Consider the following 26,074-nt stretch of genomic DNA (forward strand, 5'->3'; position numbering starts at 1 on the left):
GGTGCCCTTTCGCGGCCGATGACCGCTCCTACGGGGAGTGCAGGCGCGTCGGCGGACACACACCCCCGCAGCCCCTGTAGCAGCGGCGCAAGCCGCGTCGGCGGTGCATGCTATCCGGCTGTCACACCGCGGCGTGTTCGGACGCGGCTCGCGCCGCTGCTACAGGGGACACAGGCGTGCCTGCAGGGCCTTCGTAGAAGCGGTCTGTGGCCGCGAAGCCGTCGCCGCGGTGTGCCAGATAATCCACAGCGCCCCTTCGCGGCCAATGACCGCTCCTACGGGGAGTGCAGGCGCCCCCACACACCCCCGCAGCCCTGTAGCAGCGGCGCAAGCCGCGTCAGCGGTGCATGCTATCCGGCTGTCACACCGCGGCGTATTCGGACGCGGCTCGCGCCGCTGCTACAGGGGATGGAGGCGTGCCTGCAGGGCCTTCGTAGGAGCGGTCTATGGCCGCGAAGCCGTCGTCGTGGTGTGTCAGATAATCCACAGCGCCCCTTCGCGGCCATTGACCGCTCCTACGGGGAGTGCAGGCGCGTCGGCGGACACACACCCCCGCAGCCCCTGTAGCAGCGGCGCGAGCCGCGTCGGCGGTGCATGCGATACCCGCGGGCTTTGGAGGGTTGGCCTGGTCGATCAACGCGCGCAACTGGCCAGCAGCAGCTCTTCGAACCGCGCGCCGTCCAGGGGCCGACTCAAGTAATAACCCTGGCCCTCGTCGCAGGCCACCGAATCCAGCAGCTGCAGCTGTTCCAGCGTTTCCACGCCTTCGGCCGTCACCGTCAGCGACAGTGCCCGACCCAGGCCGATCACCGCCTCGATGATGGCCAGGTCGGGTTGGCTGTCGCCCAGCCGGCCGACGAAACTGCGGTCGATCTTGAGCCCATCGAAGGGAAACGTGCGCAGGTAGCTCAGCGATGAATAGCCGGTGCCGAAATCATCCATGGCCAGCCGGACGCCGAGGCCCTTCAGCGCTCTCATCAGGGTCAACGCATTGTCGGCATCTTCGAGCATCACGCTTTCGGTAACCTCAAGCTCCAGCCTCGCCGCCGTCAGGCCCGACCTCAACAAGGCGGCCCTGACCCGCTCCACCAATTGTCCGCCCTGGAACTCCTTGGAAGACACGTTGACCGACACGAACAGCTCTTCAGGCCATTGACTGGCCTGCCGGCAGGCCGCGTTCATCACCCAGTCGCCAAGTGCGGTGATCAAGCCCGTGTCTTCGGCGATCGGAATGAATGCATCAGGCGCCAGCAGGCCACGCTGTGGATGCTGCCAGCGCACCAGCGCCTCGGCCCCGACCATCTGGCCGTCGGCAATGCGGAAGCGCGGCTGGTATTGCAGGCATAACTCGCCATGCTTGATCGCATAGCGCAGGTCGCTTTCCAGGCGCCGACGTTCGATGATCCGCTCATTCATGTCGCCATCATAGAAACGCCAGGTGCCGCGCCCGCTCGCCTTCGCCTCGTACAAAGCGATGTCCGAATAGCGCAGCAGTTCAGGGGCGTGCGCCGCATCGCCCGGCGACACGGCAATGCCGATACTGGCGCTGACATGGATGTCCTGGTCGTCGACCTCGATGACCTGCTCGATCAGCTCGATCAGCCGTCGACACAGTGCCTCGATCTCCGCATGCCCGACCGCGCCCGCCACGACCATGACGAACTCGTCGCCACCGACCCGGGCGACGATGTCCTGGCTGCGCACGCATTGCCTGATGCGCTCGCCGATCTGGTACAGCACGCGGTCGCCGGTAGCATGGCCGAGCAGGTCGTTGACCGGCTTGAACCGATCCAGGTCGATGGTCAGCATGACCAGGGGCTGGCGGGCGGCGAGCGCGTTTTCCAGACGGCTTTCCAGGTAGTCGCGCAACTGGCTGCGGTTGGGCAGGCCGGTCAGCACGTCATGGCGCGACAGGTACTCGACCCGTCGCCGCGCGTCGATCTCCTCGGTGACATCGGTGGCGGTACCCCGAAAGCCTTGATCGCCGATGGTCCGCGCAGCGATCCGCGCCGTACGCCGTTGCCGATGCACGTCCATATAGCTGCATTCGGTGGTCAGGTTGCCCTGCCCTGGATTGCCGCGCAGCCACGCCAGGAGCGTGCCCTGGGGCAATTCGACCAGGTCGTCGATCGAGATGCCCAGCCATTGCGCCTTGCCCACGCCAGTGACCGTCTCGAAGCGGTCGGACAGGTAGGTGACATGACCATCGCCATCGGTTTCCCAGATCCAGTCGGAGCTGGCTTCGGCTACGTCGCGAAAGCGCGACTCGCTCAGCGCCAGCGCCACCTGGCTGTCGCGCAGCAGTTCGTGGCTGCCGTCCAGGGCGCGCGCAGCGCGGGTATTGCGCCGCAGCATGACCCAGGTCATGCCGAGGATGATCAGCGTCGCCAGGATGATCATGGGCAATACCACGATGATCATCTGCCGCCCAGGCCTTGCTGCGTCCCACTGCATGTCGAAAGTCGTGCCGTGCTCGGCCGCGACCAGCGCGTGGGCAACCGTGGTGTCATCGGTACGGGCCACCCGTAGCCCGCGCAGGCCCATGCTCTCGCCGAGCGCTTGAAGCCGCTGCGGATCGAGACGATTGACCACCAGCATGACCGACGGCGGCCGGTCGTCGGTCTGCACCGTAGGGTCGGTGCTGGGCGTGATCGCTGCCGCCACGACCAGGGCCGGTGTTCCGGCCAGGCTGGTCAGTGCGGTGAAGACCTTTTCGTCGTCGGCCAGGGCGCGTGCGGCAGCGACCCACTCATCGACGGGGCGGCCCAGCCAATCCGCAGCCGCTATGGTTTCATACTTGCCGTCGATTACCGCATACACCGAGCGGTTGCCCGGCCCTATGACGAACGCGGCCTGGTAGCCGAAATCGTCGTACAACGCCGGACCGAAGTTTTCCCGCACATAGGCCCATTCCATGTCCACCTTGAGATGCAGGTGCCGATAGGCCTCCCCCCAGAACGAGTAGTCCTTGATGGTCAGTTGCAGGAGCCGGCGTTCGGACTCGATGCTTTTCTGCACCATCGACTGACCCTGGACGCGCTCGGTGCGATCCAGACCGTGGGCGAAATACAGGGACAGAGCGACCGCCAGTGCAAAGACCACGGCGAGGCTGGCGCAAAAGGTGACCAACGAGGTCTGCGCCAGGGCGGTGCTGCTCGCAGGCCTGGCGGGGGATGCCGGAGAGGTGAAACTGGACTTGAGCATGGATGGCCTGAAAGAGAATGCGCGGAACCGATACAAGGCTATCGGCCAGCCGCGCGCTTCCATGAACACCTAGGCTCTTGCCAAAGCAGACTCATATGGCCAGCAGCAGATTCATGTGGGCAGCAGCAGATTCATGTGACCAGCAGCAGATTCATGTGGGAGCGGGCTCTGCCCGCGAAGAGGTCCACGCTGGCCTCTTCGCGGGCAGAGCCCGCTCCCACAAAAGCCAGAACTAGCTCAAGCCTCCCACAGAAGCTAGCACTAGCTCAGGCCTTCGGTATCACACCGGCCGCGCCTTGCCGAACGTCAGCTTGCCCCAGACCAGACCCAGCACCGCCGCCACCGTGGACGCCGCCAGTACACTGAGCTTGGCCGAAGCCAGCAGGGTCGGGTCGGAGAACGCCAGCGACGCGATGAAGATCGACATGGTGAAGCCGATCCCGGCGAGCAGACCGACCAAGCCTACCCCACTCCAGGTCACACCCTCGGGCAGCCTGCAGATGTTCAGCCTGACCAGCAGAAAGCTGAACAGCAGCACGCCCAGCGGTTTGCCCAGCACCAGGGCCAGCATCACACCGCCAAACACATGCTGCGACACCGCGTCACTGAGGTTGGCGCCGGCGAAACTGACCCCGGCATTGGCCAGGGCAAACAGCGGCATGACGCCGAACGCCACCCACAGGTGCAGCCCGACCTGTATCCGCTGCACCGGCGGCAGCACTTCACGCTGCGCATCACGCAATTGCCTGAGCGGCTCGGCCACCGCCTCGCGGTTGTCCGTGCCGGGGGTGAAGCGTTCCATCAGCTCGTTGAAGTTGCGGCGGATGATATCCACCGGGCGCTCGCTCATCGGCTTGGAATAGACCGGCGTCATCAAGCCCAGAATCACCCCGGCCAGGGTGGGATGCACGCCCGTCTTGAGCAGACCGAACCAGACGATCGCGCCCGGCAACACATAGGCATACGCCTTGCTGATGCCCATGCGCTGGAACAGCAGCACCAGCAGCAGCCCGGCCACGGCCACCAGCAGACCCAGGTAGTCGAGGCTGGCGGTATAGAACACCGCGATGATCAGGATGGCGACGATATCGTCGATGATCGCCAGGGCCAGCAGCAGGATCCGCACGCTGGCGGGAATGGATTTACCCAGCAGCGCCAGCACGCCGACGGCGAAGGCGATGTCGGTGGCGGTCGGCACTGCCCAGCCGGCACTGGCCGGAGTGCCGTGGTTGAGGGCAAGGTAGAGCAAGGCGGGCATCAGCACGCCACCCAGTGCCGCACCCAGCGGCAGGGCTGCCAGCTGCAGGTTGGCCAGCGCGCCATCCTTGATTTCCTGGCGTATCTCGGCACCCACCACCAGAAAGAAAATGGTCATCAGGCCATCGTTGACCAGAAAATGCAGGGACTGCGAAACGCTGAAATCGCCGAGGCCCAAGGTGACCTGGGTGTGCCAGAAGTGCTCGTAGGAATCACCTACCGAACTGTTGGCCCAGACCAGTGCGGTGATCGCGGCGAGCAGCAACACGATGCCGCTGACGGCCTCGATGTGCGAGAAGCGTTCGAGCGCCGCCAGGGCGCGTTCGGTGAGCTGTTGAGGGCGGGGAATGGCAGGTGTCGCCGGTCTTTTTGCAGGCACGGTAGCTCTCCGCTGGCGGCCCGACCAACGCTGAACTTTAACCTGCCCCCTGCCGTATGCAGCGGTGCACCCGCGGCGATGATAGAAAGCCTGGGGCCAAGTTGCAACGCATCATCTCAATCCGGCACCGGTGTCGGCATCAAAGTGGCGATCAGCGCGCGAACCGTGCCGGGCAACGCCTCGAGCTCGCGTACCAGAATGCTGCGCTCACGTATCGCCCAGGGCTCGTCCAGTTCGATGGTCACCAGGCGCATGGTACGGCTGTGCCGCAGGGCCGCCGACTCTGGAATGATACCGATGCCGACCCCGGCCTCGACCATCCGGCAGATCGCTTCGAAGCTCGACACCTGGATGCGCAGCGACAGCCCCTGGCCGATTCGCTCGACGTGCTCGCGCAGAAAGCTGAGCAAGGTGCTGCCTTCGTGCAGGGCAATGTGCTGAAACGCCAGGGTCTGTTTCAGGCTGACGCGCTTGCACTGTGCCAGCTCGTGCCCTACGGGCACGGTGAGCACCAGGCGGTCGGTGCTGAAATGCATCACCTGCAGCCCCGCCGCTTCGACCGGGCCGGCGATGATGCCCATGTCGGTGCTGCCGTCGAGCACGCCGCGAACGATGTCGCGCGACAGCCGCTCCTGCAGATCTACGCTTACCCCGGGGCGCCGGGCGAGAAAACCGGCCAGCACTTCGGGCAGGAACTCGGTCACCGCCGTGGTGTTGGCGAAGATACGGATGTGCCCGGCCGAGTCGGCGCCCAGGTGGGTGAAGTCGGCCTTGAGGTAGTCGACCTGACGCATGATCAGCCGGGCATGCACGAGCAGCTTCTGCCCTGCCGGCGTCAGCTCCACGCCGCGGCTGTCACGGTACAGCAGGCGCGTATCGAGTTGCTGCTCCAGCGCCTTGATCCGGGCACTGGCCGCAGCCGGCGAGAGGAACGCCCGGCGCGCGCCCTGGGTCAGGCTGGGTGATTCGCCGATATGGATGAAAAGGCGCAGGTCGGCCAGGTCGAAGTGCATGGTGGGGATCCTACCTTCAAGCGTTCGGCAAATATGAACGCCGCCTTACGCAAATGCAAATTCACAGAATGCCGCGGCCCTCGCATCATCGCAGCACAACAAAAATGCAGAGGCCACCCATGAGCGCATCAGATTCAGCCATCGACTACAGCGCCTGGATGGGCCGCACCGAGCAGGCGCAGGATGTGCTCAGCCAGAACATTGCCGAGCGCATCGCCGCGACTTTCGGCGAACCTGCGCCAAAAGACGGCGAGCCGCTGCCGCCCCTGTGGCAGTGGTGCTTTTTCCAGGCGCCGGTCACCGAAGACCAGTTGGGCACCGATGGCCACCCGTTGCGCGGCGGCTTTCTGCCCGCCGCCGACAATCGCAACCGCATGTGGGCCGGTGGCCGTCTGGAGTTCATCGCGCCACTGACGGTGGGCAGCGCTGCCGAGCGCCTGTCCACTATCCTGCGTATCGAGGAAAAGCACGGCCACACCGGCGCGCTGCTGTTCGTCACGGTGCGCCACGACTACACCCAGGGCGGCCGCCTGTGCCTGCGCGAAGAGCAGGACATCGTCTACCGGGAGCCGAACCCTCCCAAGCTGTCCAGTGACCCTGCACCGGTCGCTGCGCAGTGGAGTGAAACGGTAAAGCCGACCCCGACCCTGCTGTTCCGCTACTCGGCCGTCACTTTCAACGGCCATCGCATCCACTACGACCACCCCTACGTGACTGACGTCGAGGGCTACGCTGGCCTGGTGGTGCACGGGCCGCTGATCGCCACCTTGCTGCTGCGCAGCTTCATCCGCGCCAACCCTCGAAAGCCTGTGCGCCACTTCGCCTACCGCGGCGTACGCCCTTTGACCGTGCCCACTGCGTTCCAGCTCAGCGGCTGCCTGCTCGAACAGGGCAAGGCGCGGCTGTGGGCCGGCAACGAGGCGGGCGTTGCGCAAAGCGCCGATGTCACCTTCGACTCCAGCTCCCCGCCCCAGTCCGGCCACTGACCGCGAACCCATCATCGACTCCGAGAACCGTGCCATGTCCGTCTACGATGAAGAAGACCTCAATGCCATCCGCGAGGGCGTTCGTGCCCTGTGCGCAGATTTCGACGCTGCCTACTGGCGCAAGATCGATGAGGACAAGGGTTTTCCCGAAACCTTCGTCAAGGCCCTCACCGATGCCGGTTGGCTGTCGGCGATGATTCCCAGCGAATACGGCGGCTCGGGCCTGGGCCTGGCCGAGGCCTCGGTGATCCTCGAAGAGGTCAACGCCTGCGGTGGTAACTCGGGCACGGTGCATGGGCAGATGTACAACATGTTCACCTTGCTGCGCCACGGCAGGGAGGCGCAGAAGCGCCACTACCTGCCCAAGCTGGCCAGTGGCGAATTGCGCCTGCAATCGATGGCGGTAACCGAGCCGACCACCGGCACCGACACCACCAAGATCAAGACCACCGCCGTGCGCCAGGGCGACAAGTACGTCATCAATGGGCAGAAGGTGTGGATCTCCCGAGTGCAGCATTCGGACCTGATGATTCTGCTGGCGCGTACTACACCGCTGGCCCAGGTGACGAAGAAATCCGAAGGCATGTCGATCTTCCTGGTCGATCTGCGTGAAGCGATCGGCAAGGGGCTGACCGTGCAGCCGATCGCCAACATGGTCAACCACGAGACCAACGAGCTGTTCTTCGACAACCTCGAACTGCCCGCCGACAGCCTCATCGGCGAAGAAGGCAAGGGGTTTCGCTATATCCTCGACGGCCTCAATGCCGAGCGGACGCTGATCGCCGCCGAATGCATCGGCGATGGTCGCTGGTTCATCGAAAAGGCCAGTGCCTACGCCCGCGATCGAGTGGTCTTCGGCCGGCCGATCGGACAGAACCAAGGCGTGCAGTTCCCGATTGCCGAAGCGCACATCGAGATCGAAGCAGCCGACCTGATGCGCTGGCGCGCCTGTGCCGAATATGACAGCGGGCAGAACGCCGGCGCCAGCGCCAACATGGCCAAGTACCTGGCGGCCAAGGCTTCGTGGGAGGCCGCCAATGCCTGCCTGCAGACCCATGGCGGCTTCGGTTTCGCCTGCGAATACGACGTCGAGCGCAAGTTTCGCGAAACCCGCCTGTACCAGGTCGCGCCGATCTCCACCAATTTGATCCTGTCCTACGTGGCCGAGCATCTGCTCGAATTGCCACGCAGTTTCTGAGGAGCTGTCGATGAACGCCACGCACCGTTTGGCCACCTTCCTCGCCGACCTGCACTACGAGCACATTCCCGAGCCCGTCCTCGCCCGTTGCGAAGACCTGTTCCTGGACTGGATGGGCTCGGCGCTGGCCAGCCAGGGGGCCCATCCCATTCCCCTGTTCGAGCGCTATGCGCGGCGCATGGGGCCCGGCGACGGCCCCGCCAGGATGCTGGGCAGCGGCCAAGGCACTTCGGCCTACTTCGCCGCGCTGGTGAACGGTGCCGCGTCGCACCTGGTCGAGCAGGACGACCTGCACAACAGCTCGGTACTGCACCCCGCCACGGTGGTGTTTTCCGCCGTCCTGGCTGCGGCTCAGGATCGCGGCAAGTCGGGGCGCGAGCTGCTGCTGGCGGCCGTGGCCGGTTACGAGGCCGGCATCCGCATCGGCGAGTTCATGGGCCGCTCCCACTATCGGATCTTCCACACCACAGCCACGGTCGGCACCCTGGCTGCCGCCGTGGCCGTGGGCAAGCTGCTGGAGTTCGACCGCGAACAGTTCGTCAACCTGTTGGGCACTGCCGGCACCCAGGCCGCCGGGCTCTGGGAATTCCTGCGCGATGCGGCCGATTCCAAGCAGTTGCACGCCGCCAAGGCTGCTGCCGATGGCTTGCTGGCGGCGTACATGACCGAAGACGGTTTGAGCGGTGCGCGCAACATCCTCGAAGGCGAGCAAGGCCTGGCGGCCGGTATGTCCAGCGACGCCGACGCCACCCGCCTGGACGATCGGCTCGGCAGCCGCTGGGCGCTGGCGGAAACCTCGTTCAAGTTCCACGCATCGTGCCGCCACACCCACCCTGCTGCCGACGCCTTGCTGCACTTGATGCAACGCGAGGGCCTGCAGCACGAACAGATCGCCAAGGTCGTCACGCGCGTCCATCAGGGTGCCATCGATGTGCTCGGGCGGGTGGTCAAGCCCAGCACGGTGCACCAGGCCAAGTTTTCCATGGGCGCGGTATTGGGTCTGATTGCCGTACACGGCAGTGCGCAATTGATCGAGTTCCGCGATCTGGCGCTGACCGACCCTGCTGTCGACGGCTTCCGAGATAAGGTCAGCATGGAGCTGGACCGCGAGGTCGACGCCGCCTACCCCGCGCGCTGGCTGGGACGGGTCGTCGTCACCACCACCGATGGCCGCACCTTGAGCGCCGCGATCGACGAGCCCAAGGGCGACCCTGGCAATACCCTTTCGCGCGCAGAACTGGAAGACAAGTTCCTGCGTCTGCTGGCCTTTTCCGGTGCACGTACGGCGAGCCAGGCGCGCGTGCTGATCGACAAGATCTGGCACCTGCGCGACGCATCGACCCTGAACGATTTGTTCTGACCCACAGGTGACCCCATGACCGAGCTCAACCCGCGTCCGCTGGACGGTATCACCGTCGTCAGCCTGGAACACGCCATCGCCGCGCCGTTCTGCACCCGCCAACTGGCCGACCTCGGTGCGCGCGTGGTGAAAATCGAACGCCCCGGCAGCGGCGACTTCGCCCGTGGCTACGACCAGCGTGTCGACGGCCTGGCGTCGCATTTCGTCTGGACCAACCGTTCCAAGGAAAGCCTGACCCTGGACCTCAAGCAGCAAGCCGCCGACGCGGTCCTGCACGGCCTGCTGGCCAAGGCCGACGTGCTGGTGCAGAACCTGGCACCCGGCGCTGCAGCGCGGATGGGCCTGTCGTTCGAGGCGTTGCACGCGCGTTATCCGCGACTGATCGTCTGCGACATTTCCGGCTACGGCGAAGGCGGCCCCTATGAGAAGAAAAAGGCCTACGACCTGTTGATCCAGAGCGAGGGCGGCTTTCTCTCGGTGACCGGCGGCCCCGGCGAAGACGAGCGGGCCAAGGCCGGCTGCTCGATCGCCGACATCGCCGCCGGCATGTACGCCTACACCGGGGTGCTCTCGGCGTTGATGCTGCGCGACAAGACTGGGGTGGGCAGCCGGATCGACGTGTCGATGCTCGAAAGCCTGGTGGAGTGGATGGGCTATCCGCTGTATTACGCCTACAAGGGTGCGCCACCGCCCGCCCGCGCCGGTGCGGCGCATTCCACGATCTATCCGTACGGACCGTTCCCGACCGGGCACGGCGGGACCATCATGCTCGGCCTGCAGAACGAGCGTGAATGGGCGCTGTTCTGCGACAAGGTGCTGCTGGATGCGTCGCTGGCCGACGACGCGCGCTTTTCCAGCAACTTCGAACGCTCGCGCAACCGCGATGAACTGCGGCAGATCATCGTCGACAGCTTTGCGCAGCTGTCGGTCGAACAGGTGCTGGCCCGTCTGGAAACCGCACAGATCGCCAATGCCCAGGTCAACGACATGGCCGGCGTCTGGCGGCATCCGCAACTCGCCGCACGCGAGCGCTGGCGTGAGGTGGACAGCCCCTCCGGCAAGCTTCCCGCTTTGTTGCCACCGGCCAGCAACACCGCGTTCGTCCCGCGCATGGACGCGGTGCCCGCGCTGGGACAGCACACGGCGGGAATTCTCGAGGAACTGGGCTACTCCGCCGATCAACGGGCGCAGATGAGCGCCAGCGGCGTGATCTGACGCACCAACCGGCACCTTCGGTATCGCCGCCGCCTGCTGCGGCGTGCCACGACCAACACGGGAATCCGCGCCATGCCGACCTCTCCCCTTCGCTCGGCGCTGTTCGTGCCGGGCAGCCGCCCCGAACGGTTCGCCAAGGCCCTCGCCGCTGGCGCCGACGCGGTGATCGTCGATTTCGAAGACGCCGTGGAAGAAGCACTCAAACCCCACGCGCGTCAGCACCTTGCAGATTTCCTCCGGCACACCGACACGGCGCAGGTCATGGTTCGAGTGAATGCCCCAGGGCATGCCCAGCACGCCAGCGACCTGGCCTTCTGCGCGAACTATCCTGGCGTGGTGGGGGTGGTGCTGCCCAAGACCGAGACCTGCGCGCAACTCGCCACGGCCTGCCAGAGCGGCAAGCCTTTGTGGCCCATCATCGAGAGCGCCAAAGGCTTGCTGGCGCTGCAGGCGATCGCCCATGGCCCCGGGGTGCAGCGCCTGTGCTTTGGCAGTCTGGACCTGGCCCTGGATCTGGGCCTGAGCCACGGTACGCCCGCGGCGGAGGCTTTTCTGGATCAGGGCCGCATGAGCGTGCAACTGCACTCGCGGGCCGCCGCCCTGCTGCCGCCCCTGGACGGTGTGTTCGCCGCCCTGGACGACACGCCGGGGTTGCAACGTGCCATCGAACACGCGCGCAACCTCGGCTACGGCGGTGCACTGTGCATTCACCCCAGACAGGTGGCGATCATTCATGCCGCACTGGCGCCCAGCGCGGCAGAGCTCCAATGGGCTCATGCGGTGCTGGCGGCCAGTACGGCTGCGGGAGGTGCGGGGGCTTTCCAGTTCGAGGGCCAGATGATCGATGCACCGGTACTGCTGCGTGCCAGGCGCCTGGTGCAATCGTCGGGCGGCTAGCCTGCGCATTGGCGTTCGCCAGAGCCGAACGCCGGGTTATGCAAATACAGATTTTCGCCACAGGCGCGATTGAGCGACCCTGAAGCTGAAAACACTTCTACGCTGCATCGGGCCGGTTGGCTCGAAACAGCCGCCGAAAATGGATTGTCCTACAACAATAACAAGGTGATCTCGATGTTCAAGCTGACCCAGGCGCTGCTCTGCGCCGCCGCCGTTTCGATGGCAACCCTGGCCCAGGCCGCCGATCCCGTCGTCATCAAGTTCGCCCATGTGGTGGCGGAGAACACCCCCAAGGGCCAAGGCGCGCTGCTGTTCCAGAAACTGGTGGCCGCCGACCCCAAGCTCAAGGACAAGGTGAAAGTGGAGGTCTATCCCAACTCCTCGTTGTTCGGCGACGGCAAGGAGATGGAAGCACTGTTGCTGGGCGACGTGCAGATGCTCGCCCCCTCGCTGGCCAAGTTCGAGCACTACACCAAGCAGGTGCAGATCTTCGATCTGCCGTTTCTGTTCGATGACCTGGCTGCGGTCGACCGCTTCCAGCAGGGGCCGCAGGGCAAGGCGCTGTTGACCTCGATGGACGACAAGGGCATTCATGGCCTGGCCTATTGGCACAACGGCCTGAAGCAACTGTCGGCGAACAAGAAGGTGATCCTGCCCAAGGACGCCCGCGGTCTGAAATTCCGTGTGCAAGCCTCCAGCGTACTCGAGGAGCAGTTCAAGGCGATCCGCGCCAACCCGCGCAAGATGAGTTTCGCCGAGGTCTACCAGGGCCTGCAGACCGGCACCGTGAATGGCACCGAGAACACCTGGTCGAACTACGAAAGCCAGAAGGTCCATGAGGTCCAGCCGTTCTTCACCGAGACCAACCATGGCCTGATCGACTACATGGTGATCACCAACTCCAAGTTCTGGAACGGCCTGCCCGACGATGTCCGCGGCGAACTGCAAACGCTCATGGACCAGGTCACCGTCGAGGTGAACAAGCAGGCCGAGGCCCTGAACCAGACCGCCCGGCAGAAAATCATCGATGCCAAGACCAGTGAGATCGACCCACTGACCGCCGAGCAACGCGAACAGTGGCGCGAAGCCATGCGCCCGGTCTGGGACAAATTCTCCGAGCAGATCGGACCCGACCTGATCAAGGCAGCCGAAGCCTCCAACAAGGCCTCGTAAGCGCCTGTCCCGTACCCATCACCGCTGGCCAGGGCCAGCGGTGATGGACGCGCGGCTGCCCGGTGGGCGGCGGTCGCTCTCACGACGTTCGGAGAATTCCTATGCAATCGCTCAGGCAAGTCTGGGAGCGTTTCGAGGAAGGCATGATCGCCTTCCTGCTGGCTGCCATGACACTGGTGACGTTCACTTACGTCGCGCTCAACAACCTCTACACGATGTTCTACGTCCTCAGCGACAAATGGGCGTGGAGCAGCGATCTGTTCGCCGGTATCGGTGATCACCTGATGGGTTACGCCCAGGAAATGACCTGGAGCATCGCGCTGACCAAAGCACTGTTCGGCTGGCTGATCTTCTTCGGCATCGCCTATGGCGTGCGTACTGCCGGCCACTTGGGAGTCGACGTGCTGGTCAAGAAAACCAGCAAGCCTGCCCAGCGTGTCCTGGCAATGATCGCCTGCGGCTGCTGCCTGCTGTATGCCGGCCTGTTCCTGGTCGCCAGCATCAAGTGGGTGTCGGCGGTTCTGGTCGCCGGCATCGGTGCCGAGGATCTGGATCGCTACGGCATCGAAGTCGGCCACATCGCGCTGATCGTGCCGATCGGCTTCGCCCTGATCATCGCCCGCTACCTGGAAATCATGTACCGCATTTACAGCCATCGGCAGACCGGGCTGGGCCTGGCCGACGAGGCTGCTGAAGCCAGCAAGCTGGCCCACCCTGGCGAGGAGCAACGCTGATGACCGTTATCTGCCTGTTCCTGCTGCTGTTCGTGTTCATGTTCCTGGGCGTGCCCATCGCCATTTCGCTGGGCCTGTCCGGCGCGGTGTCGATCCTGCTGTTCAGCCAGGACTCCCTGAGCTCGCTGGCGATCAAACTGTTCGAGACCTCGGACAGCTACACCTTTCTGGCGATCCCGTTCTTTCTGCTGTCCGGCGCCTTCATGACCACCGGCGGCGTGGCACAACGGCTGATCGATTTCGCCAACGCCTGCGTGGGCCATATCCGTGGCGGCCTGGCGATCGCTGCGGTGCTGGCCTGCATGCTGTTCGCCGCGCTGTCCGGATCGTCGCCGGCCACCGTTGCAGCGGTCGGTTCGATTGCCGTAGCCGGCATGGTGCGCTCTGGCTATCCACGCGAGTTCGGCGCCGGCATCATCTGCAACGCCGGCACCCTGGGCATTCTCATCCCGCCTTCGATCGTGATGGTGGTGTATTCGGCGGCCACCGAGACCTCGGTGGGCAAGCTGTTCATGGCCGGGGTGATTCCGGGCATCCTGCTCGGCGTGATCTTGATGGTGGTGATCTACATCGTTGCGCGGATCAAGAAACTGCCGGCGCAGCCCAGGGCCACCTTCCGCGAATGGCTGAGCACTGCCCGCCGTGCCTTCTGGGGCCTGCTGTTGCTGGTGATCATCCTCGGCGGCATCTACAGCGGCATGTTCACTCCCACCGAAGCGGCCGCCGTGGCGGCGGTCTACTCGGCGTTCATCGCGCTGTTCGTATACAAGGACATGCGCCTCGCCGAATGCCCGAAGGTGCTCCTCGAATCGGGCCGGCTGACGATCATGTTGTTGTTCATCATCGCCAACGCCATGCTCTTCGCCCACGTGCTGACCACCGAACAGATACCGCAGCAGATCACCAACTGGGTGCTGTCCGAAGGACTGACGCCACTGGGCTTCCTGATCATGGTCAACATCGTGTTGCTGGTGGCCGGCAGCTTCATGGAGCCTTCGGCGATCATCCTGATCCTGGCGCCGATCTTCTTCCCGATCGCCATGGAGCTGGGCATCGACCCGATTCACCTGGGCATCGTCATGGTGGTCAACATGGAGATCGGCCTGGTCCATCCGCCGGTAGGCCTGAACCTGTTCGTCACCTCGGCCGTCACCGGACTGACCCTGGGCCAGACCATTCGCGCCGCCCTGCCGTGGCTGTCGATCCTGCTGATGTTCCTGCTGCTGGTGACCTACGTGCCCTTCATCTCCCTGGCCCTGCCGAACTGGCTGGGCATGCCGTAGCTACCCGCTGCTGCCGGGCCCTGCAGGGCTCGGTGGCTCAGGATCGAACGCCGAGCAGTGCCTGTCGCAGTTCACTCGAAGCCCCGGACAGCGGCACGTGGCCGCGCATGAGGACCTGCGTGCTGCGGCGGTAGGCCGCGCTGTGGATCTGCAGATGCCCAGCGTCCAAGGCCGCCACAACCGTGGTGTCCAGGCGACCGGCCGGGTTTTCGATGCTGACCTGGATGTCCATCAGGGATACACCCGGTGTGGCAATACCCAAGGCCACGCGGTGGGCAGTGGTGCCCGGCAGCAGGCAGGCGGCAGCCAGGCAGCAACCGCCGGATACGGCCATGGAGGCGTGGCCGGTCTGAGGCGTGAAGTAGCGCACCGCGATGTTGCCGCCATCGCGTGGGGCGGCGACGATGCAGATTTTCGGAATGGTTTCGCTGCGGGCCAGTTCGGCGGCGGTCATCAACACGCCATCCTTGCGGCGCAGGCCCATTTTCAATCCGGCCTGGGTCCACAGGGTACGCAGCGTGGCCATGAAGGCTTGATCGGCCGCCAGTGTCGCCACAGGTTCATGGCCGGTCTTGCCCAGGCTGCTCGCCTCCACGATGACCATCGGCACCGCTACGTCCACGCAGGACACCTCGATGCCCTCGATGCGGTCGATTACCGCTCCGGTCGGCAGCAGGGCGCCGGTCTTGTTGCCCACCGGTGCATGGAGAAACAGATCGACCGCCGGATACTCGCCCAACACGCCGGGAATCGCCGATTCGGTGAAACGTCCTTGCGCATCACGCTGCATGCGCGCCGTGGTGATCACGCCGGTGTTGGTATTGCGAATGTCGACTTCGCAGAGGCCACTGGCCGATGCTTCGACCAGCTCCATGTCCAGCGCCCACAGCAGCAGCGCACTGGACATGTTGCCGCAGTTGACGCTCCAGTCGATCTGCGCGTGATCGCTGGCCAGCTGCGCCAGGGTGCTGATCAAACGGACACCGTCGCCGACGCGCTCGGTGTTCATCACGAAGACTTTGTTGCTGGTCGCCGGGCCACGGCCCAGGCCGGTGATCTGCCTATTGCCGGCATAGCTGCCCACGGCCGGCACACCCATCAATTGGCGCAGCAGCTGCTCGCGCAGCACGCTGTCGGCAGGCAGCAACGGCTCCCACAGGACAACGCCAGTCGACGTACCGCCACGCATGTAGTGCGCGGGGATTTCCACCGAGCCAAGGCGGCATCGCGACTGCCAGCCGGGTTGCAGATCTGCCGTGGTGGCAACGAATCGGTTCATCGACAACTCCTGCGAAGGCCTGCGCTACGACGCGCGGCTCAAAGGCTCATCAGCTCCCGGACCCTGGCAGCCAGGGAATCCATGGCAAACGGTTTGGTCAGCACCTGCATGTCCGGACCCAGATAGCCGTTGCCGATCGCTGCGTTTTCCGCGTAGCCAGTGATGAACAGCACCTTGAGGTCGGAGCGCACCTCACGCCCGGCATCGGCCATCTGCCGGCCGTTCATGCCGCCTGGCAAACCGACGTCGGTGATCAGCAGATCGATGCGCACATCCGACTGCAGGACCTTGAGCCCGGCGAGGCTGTCCGCCGCCTCGATCAGGGTATAGCCCAGATCGCCGAGCACATCGATCAGCAGCATGCGCACCGTCGGTTCGTCGTCGACGACCAGGATGGTTTCTCCGGCATGGGCCGCGGCAGCCAGCGACTCGCGGGTTTCCGGCAGTTCGTCATCGACCTCGCCATAATAACGTGGCAGGTAGATGCGCATGGTGGTGCCCTGCCCCAGCTCGGAATAGATCCGCACCTGGCCACCCGACTGCTTGGCGAAGCCATAGATCATCGACAGGCCCAGGCCTGTGCCCTGGCCGATGGGCTTGGTGGTGAAAAACGGATCGAACGCCTTGGCGATGATATCCGGCGACATACCGGTGCCGGTGTCGGTGACGCTGACCGACAGGTATTGCCCTTCGGGAATGTCATGGGTACGGGCCGCCTCCCGGTCCATCCAGCGGTTGGCCGTCTCGATGGTGATCTGACCGCCATCGGGCATGGCATCGCGGGCGTTGATGCACAGGTTGAGCAACGCGTTTTCCAACTGGCTGACATCGACCAGGGTCGGCCACAGGTTGATGGCGCCGACCGTCTCCACGCGAATACTGGGGCCTACCGTGCGCTGGATCAGCTCGGTCATGCCTTCCATCAGCACGTTGACATCGGTGGGTCGCGGGTCGAGCGTCTGTCGCCGCGAGAAGGCCAGCAAACGGTGGGTCAGCGCCGCCGCGCGCTTGGTGGCGCCTTGGGCAGTGCTGATGTACTTGTCGGTTTCCATCCAACGGCCTTGGGCAATGCGCGTGCTCATCAGCTCCAGCGCGCCGGAAATGCCCGCCAGCAGGTTGTTGAAATCATGGGCCAGACCACCGGTGAGCTGGCCGACCGCTTCCATTTTCTGCGACTGGCGCAGTTTTTCTTCGGCCTGGATCAGCTTGACCGTGCGCTCGGTCACTCGTTGTTCCAGCGTATCGTTGAGCGCGCGCAACGCAGACAGGGCCCGATCGCGCTCGGCCTCGACCGAGCGGCGCGCCTCGACGTCGATCAGCACGCCTGGAAAACGCAGTGGCTGGCCTTGCGCATCGTTCTCGACGCGACCGTTGGCTTCGATCCAGTAGTAGTGGCCGTCGGCCCGGCGCACCCGATACTGATGGGAATAACTGCCACCGCGCTGGATCACTTCATCGATGGCGGCAGCCAAGCCCTCCTGGTCATCGGGATGCACAGTGGCCACGATCGTCTCGAGGCTCAGGCCTTCGCGGCCCAATTTCGGGTCCAGCCCGAACGCCGCCGCAAACCCCTCATCGACCGCAAAACGATCGGTTGGCAGATGCCAGTGCCACGTCCCGATGATGGCCCCGGCCGCCAGTGCCAGCTGGACGCGCTCGACGTTTTCCCGGGCCACGGCCTCGCTGGCGCGCAGCCGCTCCTCGGCATTACGCCGCTCGGTAACGTCGCTGAAGATGATGGCTATGATGCGCTCGTCGCTGGAACCGAACTTCACCGCCCGCACATCGAACCAGCGCTTGAACGCTTCGGCGTAGTTCTCGAACGTCGCGGGCTCACCGGTCTTGGCCACATGGCCATAGGTGTCGAACCAGAACTGTTCCAGGTCCGGAGCGAATTCGGTCACCCAACGCCCACGCAGGTTGACCCCGGCCTGGCGCTCGAAGGCCGGATTGGCTTCCAGGAACCGGTAATCGACCGGCAGATCCTGCTCGTCGAACTTGACCTCGACGATGGCAAAGGCCGATTCGATGTTTTCAAGAATCTTGCGGAAGCGCTCTTCGCTTTCGCGCAGCGCGCTTTCGGCAGCGCGTGTGCGGGTCAGGTCGAGCATCGCACCGATCATGCGCACCGCCTGGCCTTCGGCATTGCGGATCACATGGCCGCGGTCGAGCACTTCGGCATAGCTGCCATCGTGCCGCTGGAAACGGTATTCACCGGACCAAGCCGACAGCGTGCCGTCTATCACTGCATGGATGGAAGTGTCGACGCGGGTGCGGTCTTCTGGGTGGATGTGCTCGATCCACCATTCGCCAGTGCCTTCCACTGAAGCCAGAGGATGCCCATAGGCCTGTTCCAGCGCCTCGTTCCACACCACATGGTTGCGGCTCAGGTCCCAATCCCAGATCGCGTCGTTGGTGGCCTTGACGGCCAGGCGGTAACGCTCCTGGGTTTCCTTGAAGCTTTCGAGGGCCGCTCGTTCACGGGCATCACTCGTGGCCTGCGATAGACCGTCAGCGTCATCGCCTGCGAGCTCTGGATGTGGAACCGACGCTTGCAGCTGCTCCAGGGCGGCACGGGTCCGAGCGTCGCCCGGATCGAAGCCTGCTTCTTGCAATACCCGGCGCAGACGCTCGACCTGAGAAGCAGTTGCCACGTTTGTCGTGTGATTCAGAACGCCTCCAACTACCCTATCAAGGTGATATCAATGGTTGCATCGCCATGCCTTATAGGCAGTGGCCTGACCGCACAGTTCCAGACGCGAGAGATGCCAGAAGGCCAAGGTAGCGACCACAGGCGTTTCGCCAGGCAATGTTCGAGGTCCCGTCAATAGAAGCGATCGCAACGGGATCGATGCACAGTATATTGTGGGTAGAGAGAGGATGGGACGAGAATGCTGGTTCAAGTGACCGGTTAATGGCAGGGGCGGCTGGATTCGAACCAACGCATGGCAGGATCAAAACCTGCTGCCTTACCGCTTGGCGACGCCCCTGTATCCGGTGCAAGAAGTGCCAATTGCTGGCCTCTGCATGAACGAGCGGGAATTTATCAGGTTTCTTTTCCACAGGAAACCCCATGCGCAACAAATATTCTTGAAAAACAGCTGGTTGCTACTCGACGGTACTGCAACGGGTCCCGAACGGTACGGGGATGAACTGTACCGGCCCGGGCCAAGTCCTATCTTCACCACATACTTCCCACGCCAGGCACGGGTGTTCAAGCACCGTGAAGGCACATCTCAAGCCCATCAGGAGGCGCACTGCATGAGCCCTACCCCCTACGTTCCGCCCAAGGTCTGGAAAAACGACGCAGACTCCGGCGGCCAGTTCTCCAAGACCAATCGCCCCACTGCCGGGGCCACCCACGAACAGCCATTGCCGGTGGGCAAGCACCCGCTGCAGCTCTATTCACTGGCGACGCCCAATGGTGTGAAGGTCAGCATCATGCTCGAGGAGCTGTTGGAACTGGGCCACGCCGAAGCTGAATACGATGCCTGGCCGATTCGCATCGGCGATGGCGATCAGTTCTCCAGTGGTTTCGTGGAAATCAATCCGAACTCGAAAATTCCCGCGCTGCTGGACCGCAGCGCAGGCGCAAGCGTGCGGGTGTTCGAGTCGGGATCCATCCTGCTGTATCTGGCGCAGAAATTTGGCGAGTTCCTGCCGGCGGACCCCGTCGCCCGTACCGAAGCGATGAACTGGCTGTTCTGGCAGATGGGCGCGGCGCCTTACCTGGGCGGCGGCTTCGGGCATTTCTACGCCTATGCACCGGAGAAGCTGGAATACCCGCTCAATCGCTTCACCATGGAAGCCAAGCGCCAGCTCGATGTGCTGGACAAGCAATTGGCCCAGACCCGTTATGTGGCCGGTGCCGACTACACCATTGCCGACATCGCCATCTGGCCCTGGTACGGGCAACTGGTGCGCGGCAATCTGTATGACGCGGCGCAGTTTCTGTCGGTCGAGGAGTACCCTCATCTACAGCGCTGGGCTGAAGAGATCGCCCAACGTCCTGCCGTGCAGCGCGGCCAGCGGGTCAACCGCACCTGGGGCGATGAAGCGACCCAAGTGCCGGAACGGCATAGCGCTGCGGATTTCAAATAACCCCGAGCTTGCCCCTGGGCATGCATCCCCACCGCGGCTTGCGCAATCCCTGTAGCAGCGGCGCAAGCCGCGTCAGGCCTCGCCGGTGAGCTGTAGGAGCGGTCAGCGGCCGCGAAAAGGGCACCGCGCACTGCCTGATCCACCGCGCTGTCCGGTTCGCGGTCACAGACCGCTCCTACAGATCGCCGACAGCCCTGCGCCGCATCACGCCTTGTGCAGGGCATCGGCGTGGTGGAGCGCCGAATGCCCGGTCTTGTCGCTCTTCACCTCGTACTGCGGTTCGTCCTTGGACGCCGGGCGGTGCTTGCCCATGAACTCCACATCCTTGACGTGGACCTTGGTCACCTTGCCGTGGATCTCGCCCGCTTCGGAATTCCAGCGTACCGCATCGCCTACCTTGAATGCATTGCTCATCTGCTCGCCCCTGTTGTGATTGAACACGCGTCAGACAAGTGAGTACGGCCTGCGCCGTTGATTCCAATCAGCTGCCGATTCATTGGCCGGACGGTACCGCACGCAAGGTGAACTCGGTGATCTCGGACGGCACGCCCAGGCGGATCGGAAAGCCGTTCCACAACCCGCTGCCGTTGCTGACATACAACTGCAGGCCGGCGCGGCGATACAAACCCGAGACGAACCCTTCGTTGGCCCTGGCCACTACCTGGTCGAAGCCGCGAATCATCCCGCCGTGGGTGTGCCCGGAAAGCTGCAGGTCGACCCCGGCAGCGATCGCCTCATCGATCCCCGCAGGTCGGTGGTTGAGCAAGACGATCGGCGCCCCGGCCGGTGCGCCGCGCAGGGCCAGATCCAGGTCCGGCGCACTGCCGCCGTACTGGGTGGCGACCTTGTCGGTGATACCGGCGATGACCAACTGCCCGCGCGCGTCGCCAACCACTTCATGCTGGTTGATCAGGCTGTGCATGCCGGCTTCGCGGAATCTGGCCATCCAGCCTTCGTTGCCAAAATAGTATTCGTGGTTGCCGGGGATGGCGATCACGCCATTGCGGGCGCGCAGTTGCGCCAACGGCCGCACATCGGTGGCCCGCGCCTGCAAGGTCCCATCGATGAGGTCGCCGGTGATCACCACCAGATCAGGCGCCAGCGCGTTGCTGCGCTTGACCACTTCTTCCACCCAGGGCTCGGGAAACAGCACGCTGATGTGCAGGTCGGACAACTGCACCAGCCTGAAGCCGTCCATCGACGCGGCAAGCCCGGGAATCTGCAGTTCCAGCTGACGCACTTCGGGCACGCGGGCGGCCTGGGCAACGCCGAAACCCGAGATGGCGACCGCCAGGGCCGCCACGCCGCAGCGCCACTTGGTCAGGGCTTCGCGCGACGGGCGATGGCGCCGTAGCAGACGGGTCAACAGCATGCCGAGGTCCAGCACCAGCACCAACACGAACAACAGGGCAAACGCAGTGAAGGCCCATCCGGCGCCATAGGCCACCGCGTACGGCACTTCGGGCGAGTACATCGTCCCGGTGAAGGCGAGGATCAACATGTGGTACTTGGACGCGGCCAGCAGTGCCAGGCCGATCAGCACGCGCCAGCCGGTGGCCAGGGGCAGCGGGTAGACGAAGCGCAGCGCAACATACAGGAAGGCGACAGTCGCATAGATATGAAACACAGGGATTCCTCATGGTCAGTGGCACTCTGACAGCTAGCCGCTTCGATGGTTGGTTGGCGAAGTTGCTACAGAACATGTAGGAGCGGTCTGTGGCCGCTAAATGAGCGCCGCGGTACGGCAGATAATACGCAGGGCGCCCTTCGCGGCCGATGAGCGCTCCCACAGGGGATCGGGTATCCGATCAACTGTCCGGAAACGGAATGGACAACAACCACTCGCGGAAGGCTACCAGCGACGGCAGCTGCTGGTTGTGCGTCGGGTACGCCAGGTAGTAGCCGCGCCCGCTTTCCATGGGTTCGAACAAGGTCACCAACTCACCCTGGGCGATCTCGTCCTGCACCAGGATGCGCGGCACCAGCCCGATCCCGATGCCGGCGATGACGGCCTGAATCAGATGCGCGGTGTGCTCGAAGCTCGGCCCCAGACGCATGCTCGGCGACCCTGCCAGCCCGACGCTGGCGAACCAGTCCGACCAGGCGTGGGGGCGCGACACTACACCCAGCAACAGCTGCCGAGCGGCGTCCTGCACCGACACGTGCGCATGCCCAGGCAGGGCCTTGGGGCTGGCCACCACCACCAGCTTCTCTGAAAGCAGCCGGTGCGCCATATAGCCGGGCCACTGGCCCGACCCCGCGCAGATGATCGCGCTCATGTCCTGCGCGCCTTCGGACAGGTCCCCACGCACGATTCTCGAATGGATATGCACCAGGCTGCCGGGATGGCGAGCGTAGAAATCGCCCATCCGCGGCATCAGCCATTTGGAAGCGAAGGTCGGCAGCACCGCCAGGTGCAGGGTATCGGCCTCGGCACGGTGCGAAATGGTCTGCAGGGTAGCGCCACGAATGCGCGCCAGCGCTCCGGCCAGTTCGTGCTGATACAGCGCGCCCGCCGCCGTCAGCTCGATGTGCCTGCCGTCACGCCTGAACAGCGTCACTTCCAGCAGCGCTTCAAGCGCCTGCACCTGTCGGCTCACTGCACTCTGGGTCAGGGCCAACTCGGCCGCCGCCCGAGTGAAACTGCCGTGGCGGCCGGCCGCTTCGAACGCCAGCAACAACGACATGGAGGGCGTGAGCCGTCTGGGATTCATTCATTGAACTCATGCAAAAACCGAAGGATATACGTTTGCCAGCTCGTCGTGCATTCGCGAAAATACGTCCACACCCCCTGTGTTGCAAGCAACCTGCAGCATGGGCAGGCCTGTCTCTGCAGAGCGACCGCGGTAAGTAGTGCCCACTGCCAGCCCGCATATTTCGAATGCAGACCCTTCAAACCAGCCGGATACCGCCTGCCATGATCGCCGAACTGTCCCGTCAGAAAGCCCCTCTTGCGCCCTACCAGGCACTGCTGCGCCAGCTCGAAGGTGCGGGCTTCCAGGGCGAGATCGTCGACGACTACGCCACCCGCACGGTCCTGGCCACTGACAACTCGATCTATCAGCGCCTGCCCCAGGCGGCGGTGTTCCCACGGCATGAGGCCGATGTGCAACTGCTCGCGCACCTGGCCAGCCAGCCGGAACATCGCGGCGTTGTGCTGACCCCGCGCGGCGGCGGTACTGGCACCAACGGCCAGTCGCTGACCGATGGCCTGGTGGTGGATCTCTCCCGGCACATGAACCAGGTGCTGGAGATCAACGTCGAGCAGCGCTGGGTGCGAGTGCAGAGCGGCGTGGTCAAGGACCAGCTCAATGCGGCCCTGAAACCCCACGGCCTGTTCTTCGCACCGGAGCTGTCGACCTCGAACCGCGCAACCATTGGCGGCATGATCAACACCGACGCCAGCGGCCAGGGCAGCTGCACCTACGGCAAGACCCGCGACCACGTGCTGGAACTGACCACCCTGTTGCTGGGTGGCGAGCGCCTGCACAGCCATACCCTCGATGCCGCGCAATTGCAGGCTAATCGGGTTGGCGACGGGCGGATCGCCGAAGTCTATCGCTGCGCATCGACCATCGCCGACGAGCAGGCCGAGCTGATCGACGCGGTGTTCCCCAAGCTCAACCGCTGCCTCACCGGCTACGACCTGGCCCACCTGCGCGAGGCCGACGGGCGCTTCAACCTGAACAGCGTGCTGTGCGGTTCGGAAGGCTCGCTGGGCTTCATCGTCGAGGCCAAGTTGAACGTGCTGCCGATCCCCAAGCATTCGATCCTGGTGAACGTGCGCTACGCCGGCTTCATGGACGCGCTGAACGATGCCAACGCATTGATGGCGCACCAGCCGCTGTCGATCGAAACCGTCGACTCCAAAGTCCTCTTGCTGGCGATGAACGACATCGTCTGGCATGGCGTGGCCGAATACTTCCCTACCGACGTGCAGGCGCCGACCCTGGGCATCAACCTGGTGGAATTCAGCGGCGACGACCTGGACGCGGTCGAGCAGCGTGTCGAGCAGTTCATCGCCCACTTGCAACAGGACGCCACGGTACGGCGCCTGGGGCACACTCTGGCGGTCGGCGCCCTGGCGGTGGGGCGCGTGTATGCCATGCGCAAGCGGGCGGTCGGCCTGCTCGGCAATGTCCAGGGCGAGGCCCGGCCGCAGCCGTTCGTCGAGGACACCGCGGTGCCGCCGCACAACCTGGCGGCCTACATCGGCGAATTTCGCGCGTTGCTCGACAGTCACGGCCTGCAATACGGCATGTTCGGCCATGTCGATGCCGGGGTGCTGCACGTGCGGCCGATCCTGGACATGAAGGATCCGCGCCAGGCGGCCCTGATCCGGCCCATTTCCGATCAGGTCGCGGCCCTCACGCAGCGCCACGGCGGCTTGCTCTGGGGCGAGCACGGCAAAGGCCTGCGCTCGCAATACGTGCCCGAGTATTTCGGCGAGCTGTACCCTGCCCTGCAGGCGCTCAAGGCCGCCTTCGACCCGTTCAACCAGCTCAACCCCGGCAAGATCGCCACGCCGGCCAGCGTCGCCAGTGCGCGCCTGACCCAGGTCGACGAGGTGACCCTGCGCGGCGAGCTGGATCGCCGCATCGACGAACGCGTCTGGCGCAGCTACGACAGTGCGTTGCACTGCAACGGCAACGGTGCCTGCTACAACTTCGATCCGAACGACGCCATGTGCCCGTCATGGAAAGCCACACGCAACCGCATTCATTCGCCCAAGGGACGTGCCTCGCTGATCCGCGAATGGCTGCGCCTGCAGGGCCTGCACGGCGCCAACGTATTGCACACCGCCAGCGGCAGCCTGTTCGAACGCGTCCGCAACAGCCTGGCTCGGCGCATGGGCCGCGAAGACTTTTCCCATGAGGTCTACGACGCCATGGCCGGTTGCCTGGCCTGCAAGTCGTGCGCAGGACAGTGCCCGGTCAAGGTCAACGTGCCGGAATTCCGCTCGCGCTTTCTGCAGCTCTACCATGGCCGCTACCTACGGCCGCTGAAGGACTACCTGATCGGTTCCCTGGAATTCAGCATTCCGTACCTGGCACGCTTTCCACGGGCCTACAACGCGGTCATGTCGTTCTCGCCGGTGCGTCATGCGCTGCAACACGTGGCCGGCATGGTCGACAGCCCGTTGCTCAGCCTGGTCGATTTCCAGGCTCACTGCCGGGACTGGAACGTACGCCCGGCGAGCGCCGAGCAGCTCGCCCGGCTGACCACCGAGCAGCGTCAGCGTAGCGTGGTCCTGGTGCAGGATGCCTTCACCCGTTACTTCGACACACCGGTCATGGCCGACTGGCTCGAACTGATCGCGCGGCTGGGTTTCGATATCTACCTGGCGCCCTTCGCGGCCAACGGCAAGCCGCTGCAGGTGCAGGGATTTCTCGGTGCTTTCGACAAGGCCGCGCGGCACAACGCGCAATCACTGCGCCAATTGCAGGCCAGCGGTGTCGCCCTGGTCGGCCTGGACCCGGCCATGACCCTGGTCTATCGCCAGGAGTACGCCAAGACCCTGGGCCAGGACCATGCGCCTACCGTACTGCTGCCCCAGGAGTGGCTCGCCCAGGTGCTGCCACAGACCGACCGGCCCGGCACCGCTGGGATCTACCAGCTGTTGCCGCACTGCACCGAAAAGACCAACGAGCCCGGCAGCATCACCCATTGGCAACAGGTGTTCAGCCGTCTGGGCGCGACCCTGCAGGTGCTGGCAAGTGGCTGTTGCGGCATGTCCGGGACCTATGGCCACGAAGCGCGCAATGTCGCCACTTCCAAGGTCATCTACGGGCAGTCCTGGCAGCCGTTGCTGGCCCGTTATCATGACACTGGCAATCTGCTTGCCGACGGTTACTCCTGCCGCAGCCAGGTCAAGCGCGAAGAAGGCCACACGGTCCGTCACCCGCTGCAGGCACTGCTCGAACACGTGAGAAAAAACACCGTTTGAAAACGCTGGCGAGCCTGACGCTGGTGGCTATGCTCCGGTAGACTAGCG

18 protein-coding genes and 1 tRNA gene are annotated in these 26,074 nt (G+C 64.5%); 10 read left to right on the top strand and 9 right to left on the bottom strand.

Annotated elements, in window-relative coordinates; translation table 11 throughout:
* Positions 1 to 633: 633 nt before the first annotated feature.
* The 3 genes from H7993_RS06010 to H7993_RS06020 all read right to left on the bottom strand — a co-directional run bounded on the left by H7993_RS06010 (position 634) and on the right by H7993_RS06020 (position 5,853).
* Positions 634 to 3,204 (bottom strand): bifunctional diguanylate cyclase/phosphodiesterase, encoded by a 2,571-nt coding sequence (locus tag H7993_RS06010; protein WP_185793785.1) that lies wholly within the window; start codon positions 3,202 to 3,204, stop codon positions 634 to 636.
* A 280-nt stretch (positions 3,205 to 3,484) separates the two neighbouring features.
* Positions 3,485 to 4,840, bottom strand: a complete 1,356-nt coding sequence (nhaA, locus tag H7993_RS06015; protein ID WP_185793786.1) for a Na+/H+ antiporter NhaA — start codon at positions 4,838 to 4,840, stop codon at positions 3,485 to 3,487.
* 116 nt (positions 4,841 to 4,956) lie between these two features.
* Positions 4,957 to 5,853 (bottom strand): LysR family transcriptional regulator, encoded by an 897-nt coding sequence (locus H7993_RS06020; RefSeq protein WP_185793787.1) that lies wholly within the window; start codon positions 5,851 to 5,853, stop codon positions 4,957 to 4,959.
* Positions 5,854 to 5,972: 119 nt separating this feature from the next.
* On the opposite strand from H7993_RS06020, the gene H7993_RS06025 reads away from it, so the two are divergent.
* The 8 genes from H7993_RS06025 to dctM all read left to right on the top strand — a co-directional run bounded on the left by H7993_RS06025 (position 5,973) and on the right by dctM (position 14,699).
* Positions 5,973 to 6,839 (top strand): HTD2 family dehydratase, encoded by an 867-nt coding sequence (locus tag H7993_RS06025; protein WP_185793788.1) that lies wholly within the window; start codon positions 5,973 to 5,975, stop codon positions 6,837 to 6,839.
* 34 nt (positions 6,840 to 6,873) lie between these two features.
* Positions 6,874 to 8,037 (top strand): acyl-CoA dehydrogenase family protein, encoded by a 1,164-nt coding sequence (locus H7993_RS06030; RefSeq protein ID WP_185793789.1) that lies wholly within the window; start codon positions 6,874 to 6,876, stop codon positions 8,035 to 8,037.
* Between the two features lie 10 nt (positions 8,038 to 8,047).
* Positions 8,048 to 9,397 carry an MmgE/PrpD family protein gene (locus H7993_RS06035; RefSeq protein ID WP_185793790.1) on the top strand — a complete coding sequence of 450 codons (1,350 nt, stop codon included), beginning with the start codon at positions 8,048 to 8,050 and terminating at the stop codon, positions 9,395 to 9,397.
* Positions 9,398 to 9,412: 15 nt separating this feature from the next.
* Positions 9,413 to 10,612, top strand: a complete 1,200-nt coding sequence (locus H7993_RS06040; protein WP_122479012.1) for a CaiB/BaiF CoA transferase family protein — start codon at positions 9,413 to 9,415, stop codon at positions 10,610 to 10,612.
* Between the two features lie 72 nt (positions 10,613 to 10,684).
* Positions 10,685 to 11,509: an HpcH/HpaI aldolase/citrate lyase family protein gene (locus H7993_RS06045; protein WP_185793791.1), complete on the top strand. Its 825-nt coding sequence runs from the start codon at positions 10,685 to 10,687 to the stop codon at positions 11,507 to 11,509.
* Positions 11,510 to 11,683: 174 nt separating this feature from the next.
* Entirely contained in the window at positions 11,684 to 12,682 is a 999-nt protein-coding gene (locus H7993_RS06050) for a TRAP transporter substrate-binding protein (protein ID WP_122479700.1), read from the top strand.
* A 101-nt stretch (positions 12,683 to 12,783) separates the two neighbouring features.
* A complete protein-coding gene (locus H7993_RS06055; protein WP_185793792.1) occupies positions 12,784 to 13,416 on the top strand; it encodes a TRAP transporter small permease in 633 nt (210 codons plus the stop codon).
* Complete coding sequence (gene dctM, locus H7993_RS06060) at positions 13,416 to 14,699, top strand: C4-dicarboxylate TRAP transporter large permease protein DctM (protein ID WP_122479017.1); 1,284 nt, start codon at positions 13,416 to 13,418, stop codon at positions 14,697 to 14,699. The genes H7993_RS06055 and dctM overlap by 1 nt, the downstream gene beginning before the upstream one ends.
* A gap of 37 nt (positions 14,700 to 14,736) precedes the next feature.
* Here the strand turns inward: dctM and H7993_RS06065 are convergent, their stop codons facing one another.
* The 3 genes from H7993_RS06065 to H7993_RS06075 all read right to left on the bottom strand — a co-directional run bounded on the left by H7993_RS06065 (position 14,737) and on the right by H7993_RS06075 (position 18,968).
* Positions 14,737 to 15,978, bottom strand: coding sequence for a PrpF domain-containing protein (locus H7993_RS06065; protein ID WP_185793793.1), 1,242 nt, complete (start codon positions 15,976 to 15,978; stop codon positions 14,737 to 14,739).
* 38 nt (positions 15,979 to 16,016) lie between these two features.
* A complete protein-coding gene (locus H7993_RS06070; protein ID WP_342345033.1) occupies positions 16,017 to 18,632 on the bottom strand; it encodes a PAS domain-containing protein in 2,616 nt (871 codons plus the stop codon).
* A 261-nt stretch (positions 18,633 to 18,893) separates the two neighbouring features.
* Positions 18,894 to 18,968: transfer RNA gene (locus tag H7993_RS06075), tRNA-Gln, on the bottom strand.
* Between the two features lie 271 nt (positions 18,969 to 19,239).
* On the opposite strand from H7993_RS06075, the gene yghU reads away from it, so the two are divergent.
* A complete protein-coding gene (gene yghU / locus H7993_RS06080; RefSeq protein WP_185793794.1) occupies positions 19,240 to 20,079 on the top strand; it encodes a glutathione-dependent disulfide-bond oxidoreductase in 840 nt (279 codons plus the stop codon).
* 204 nt (positions 20,080 to 20,283) lie between these two features.
* Here the strand turns inward: yghU and H7993_RS06085 are convergent, their stop codons facing one another.
* From H7993_RS06085 to H7993_RS06095, 3 genes are all read right to left on the bottom strand, one after another.
* On the bottom strand, positions 20,284 to 20,493 hold the full coding sequence (locus H7993_RS06085) for a hypervirulence associated TUDOR domain-containing protein (protein ID WP_122713597.1): 210 nt from the start codon (positions 20,491 to 20,493) through the stop codon (positions 20,284 to 20,286).
* 79 nt (positions 20,494 to 20,572) lie between these two features.
* Positions 20,573 to 21,706 (bottom strand): metallophosphoesterase, encoded by a 1,134-nt coding sequence (locus tag H7993_RS06090; RefSeq protein ID WP_185793795.1) that lies wholly within the window; start codon positions 21,704 to 21,706, stop codon positions 20,573 to 20,575.
* A gap of 181 nt (positions 21,707 to 21,887) precedes the next feature.
* A complete protein-coding gene (locus H7993_RS06095) occupies positions 21,888 to 22,793 on the bottom strand; it encodes a LysR substrate-binding domain-containing protein (protein ID WP_185793796.1) in 906 nt (301 codons plus the stop codon).
* Positions 22,794 to 22,996: 203 nt separating this feature from the next.
* Here H7993_RS06095 and ydiJ point away from each other — a divergent pair, with 203 nt between their 5' ends.
* Positions 22,997 to 26,026 carry a D-2-hydroxyglutarate dehydrogenase YdiJ gene (gene ydiJ, locus H7993_RS06100; RefSeq protein ID WP_185793797.1) on the top strand — a complete coding sequence of 1,010 codons (3,030 nt, stop codon included), beginning with the start codon at positions 22,997 to 22,999 and terminating at the stop codon, positions 26,024 to 26,026.
* Positions 26,027 to 26,074: the final 48 nt, after the last annotated feature.

It is taken from the genome of Pseudomonas baltica, from assembly GCF_014235765.1.
GTDB lineage: Bacteria > Pseudomonadota > Gammaproteobacteria > Pseudomonadales > Pseudomonadaceae > Aquipseudomonas > Aquipseudomonas baltica.